Origin of the sequence: Candidatus Stygibacter australis, from assembly GCA_030765845.1 — a bacterium.
Taxonomy (GTDB): domain Bacteria; phylum Cloacimonadota; class Cloacimonadia; order Cloacimonadales; family TCS61; genus Stygibacter; species Stygibacter australis.
Window position 1 is genome coordinate 1 of record JAVCDJ010000055.1, and the last position, 3,907, is coordinate 3,907.

2 protein-coding genes are annotated in these 3,907 nt (G+C 37.1%); both read left to right on the forward strand.

What is annotated here, in order from left to right; translation table 11 throughout:
- The coding region (locus RAO94_03450) for a T9SS type A sorting domain-containing protein (GenBank protein ID MDP8321388.1) at positions 1–1,390 on the forward strand (1,390 nt) is incomplete at its 5' end.
- 64 nt (positions 1,391–1,454) lie between these two features.
- Positions 1,455–3,791: a choice-of-anchor Q domain-containing protein gene (locus RAO94_03455; GenBank protein ID MDP8321389.1), complete on the forward strand. Its 2,337-nt coding sequence runs from the start codon at positions 1,455–1,457 to the stop codon at positions 3,789–3,791.
- Positions 3,792–3,907: the final 116 nt, after the last annotated feature.

Genomic DNA, 3,907 nt, shown 5'->3' on the forward strand with positions numbered 1-3,907 from the left:
CTTTGCAGATTATCAGAGTTCGGTCGAAAATAGTTCAATTAAGCAAGAATGCAAAATAAATAGATCAATAATTGATAAAAGCAATGATGATAGTAATTATAACGACCCTGATGGCACATGCTCTGATATGGGTTATAAATACCATGCCCATGATATTTATAATTGGAATTATGATGGTAACAGGAGAACTTATCTGTGGCGGAGCTTTCCCCGTTTGCCCCTTGATAGTCAAATTCCATATAATAATGGAAATAATCTGGTAGTGAGTGAAGTTCTGCAAAACTGGAATCCGGTGCCTGATGGTGTGGATGTATGGTATAATACTGATTATGTAGTAGACGGAGTTTATTATCAGGGAGAATGGACCTGGGATCCAACCAATTACATGGTGAACAGCAAGAATGGTTATAAAATGAGCCGTGATAATGGTGAAGGATGTGTTTTATTTTCCAGAGGTTTGAAATGTCTGGATAACGTGGAATTGCATACAGAACCCTATCAGGAAACCTGGCTAGGCTACTTTCTACAAGTTCCTCAAAATGTATTAGATGCATTTCCTCAGGAAGTTATAGAAGATGCGATTGCTATTTATACCATGGAATGGGCGATCAGCAGAACCTCTACTCATGATCCCTGGTCAGGTTCACCACAGTTCTGCAAATTAAACTATATGGACTGCGTAGTGATTAAAACTATAAACGAAAGTAATAATTTTTACTGGCAAATTTCCACCAGGAGTGAAGAGCCAGAATATAGGCCTGTTGCGGAACACTTTACTTTCAATGATGATATTGATTATCTGCCGGTTTATGTAGAATTTGATGAGGAAGATATTCCCCAGGAAGTGGCAATCTATGTAAATGATGAATGTCGAGGAGCACAGGTGGTGGAAGATACTCTATGCCAGATCTGTGCCCATATTTTAGAAGAAGAACTTGGTCAGGATATTGAGTTTGCCTTCTGGTATGAGGGACGCAGCAGAGAAGAGCGGAAAAAAGAATATCTGGTAGAAAACAGTAATACTGGAGAATATGAACCCGGAAGTCTAATCACTGGAATGCCGGGAATACACTATAAAGTATCATTTAAGGATAAGCAGGGAGACGTTATACCGGTGACTACTGAGTTGCAATGCTACCCCAATCCTTTCAATCCTGAACTTACTATTTCTTTTAATCTGGAAGAACAGCAAGAAGTAATACTGGACATTTTTAATATCAAAGGTCAAAAAGTGAAAAGCCTTGTTAACGAAACTTATCGTCCAGAGAATTATAATATCATCTGGAAAGGTGATAATGAGATAGGAAAAAAAGTAAGCAGCGGAATATATCTCATCAGACTGGCTATAGATGAACAAGTGATTACCAGCAAAGCGGTATTGATGAAATAAATTCGTGAGACGGAAAATGCCTGGCGTCCAGATGGGCGTCAGGTATAAATATAAGGAAAGAAATATGAAGAAGAGCTTGATTATGTTAATTGGTTTACTATTGATTGGAGTATTGCAGGGAACTACAATCACGGTTGATATAGAGGGTACAGGAGATTATACTTCTATTCAGGAAGGCATTAATGCCAGTGCTGATGGAGATACGGTTCTTGTTTATCCGGGCAGATATTTTGAAAATACTGACTTGAACGGTAAAACAATCACTCTGGCAAGCCTGGAATTTACAACTGGTAATGCTGAATATATCCATACAACTATCATAGACGGAAATCAGACAGGATGCTGTGTTGCTGTTTATAATGGAGAAGGAGAAGGAACTACTATTCGAGGATTTACTCTAACAAACGGAATAGGATTTTTAGAAGGAACAAGAAGATATGGAGGTGGTATTTATACAAACCTTGCCATAGTAGATATAATTAATTGTATTATTGAATACAATCAAGCTATTTGTGGTGGAGGTATTCAGATTGGTGGTGGATTGGTTGGCTTGGCAGGTAATACAATAAGAAATAACCGGGCATCATTGCGAGGTGGTGGGATTTCAAGCTGGAACTTATCTACTTCATTAAATTTTTCAGATACAAACAGATGTAATATATATGACAATTTTGCCTCTTATGGATTAGATATTCAAAATTCTACAGGAACCGGAGTGTCAATAGATGTAATAGTTGATACATTTACAGTGTCTGAACCTTTCGGATATGAATTATATCAGGGAGACAGCAGTTATAATCAAGATTATGATGATATGGAATTTGATGTACTTCATTATAAATATGAAAGAGTTGAGGCAGATATTTACGTTTCACCGGATGGAGATAACAGTAACAGCGGCTTAAGTTTTGATGAGCCTTTGCAGACAATCAGCCATGCTATACAGATCATCAGTGCTGATGTTGATAATCAGAGGACTATATATTTAGACGAAGGAATTTATAATTGTCAGGACAATTATCAGCAGTTCCCTATCCTAATGAAAAGTTACGTATCAATAGGAGGAATATCAGAAGAAACAACAATTATTGATCTGCAGGATAATCGCAGTGGCTTTTTTCTGGATATTAATCCTTTACCTGTTTATGAAATCAGGAATATGCAAATTATTAATGGTTTTGCAGAAGTACACATAGATCCGAGCTATATGTTGTTCAATATTGTTAACCCTGAAAATACAAGTGAACCAGTATTGTTTGAAAATATTATAATCAGGAATAATAATTTTTGCAGGTTAATACTGGTTTCCAGAACTAATCTTACCTTAAGAAACGTACAATTGATTGATAATTTAAGCGAAGGAGATACAGCAACCACTGCTGTATATTACGCCAATTTCTTAACATCCCCAGCTCCAGACTGTTTATTTATGGTAGAAAATTGTAAAATCTCTGGTAACCAGCCAAGCCATATAAATATTAGCAGTGATCAAGACATTGATTATGACAATTTGCATGCTAATATTATCAATACAGAATTCAGCAACAATACTTATTATAATAATGGCAGCATAACCTATCCTGAAACATTTGCAATAGTAGGAAGAGAAAGGATGACACTAAATATCGTTAACTGCACTTTTGCTGATAACCAATTGACCGGATCATATATAGCCAGTGCACCGGTTTCCATAGAATCAGGAGTACGGGCAGAGATCATGAACAGCATATTTTATGGTAATTCTTCTTATTCAATATTCATGAATGGCAGTTATGAACCTTATCCTGAATTAAGTGTTCATCACTGCATAATAGAAAACGGTTCGGACGGATTACTTACTTATGGAGGATATGAACTTGACTGGGATACAGGCACCATCAGCGAAGCAGACCCGTTATTTCTGCATGAAGGAGAATATCCTTTCAGAATAGATGAGGGTTCACCAGCAATTGATATGGGAACGCTAATGCTGCCAGAGGGAGTAGAATTACCCGAATATGACCGCTCCGGAAATCTGCGCATTAGAGGCAATGGCATTGATCTGGGTGCTTATGAATATAATCCTTATGGCAATCCGATAGACGATGATGTGATAGCAGTCAATAATGATCTGCTTGTATACCCAAATCCTTTATCATCAAGTAATTCAAGGTATAACAAAGCAAGAATAATTTGGCTGGGTGAGGGCTTTGATCATGAAATAACTTTTGAAGTTTTTAACATAAAAGGTCAGAAAGTGAAAGGAATAAACGCGAATTCTGAAACTGAAAATGATTACTATCATGCCGACTGGGATTTGAGTAATTCAACGGGCGAATATGTGAGTAGTGGAGTGTATTTCGTGCGGGTTAAAGCTGGGGATGAGTATCAGGCGCAGCAGAAAGTGACGGTGGTGAAATAAGAGGATATTTAGGAATATTTGTGAAGAAAACCATGTTTTTAGCGATAGCTATTCTATTGATCTGTTTATTACTGGGCAAAATATACTTTGCCGATTATCAGAGTTCGGTTGAAAAT

Excerpts from the sequence above, each read along its gene's own strand:
- RAO94_03455 (MDP8321389.1), top strand. The coding sequence starts at position 1,455 with ATGAAGAAGAGCTTGATTATGTTAATTGGTTTACTATTGATTGGAGTA.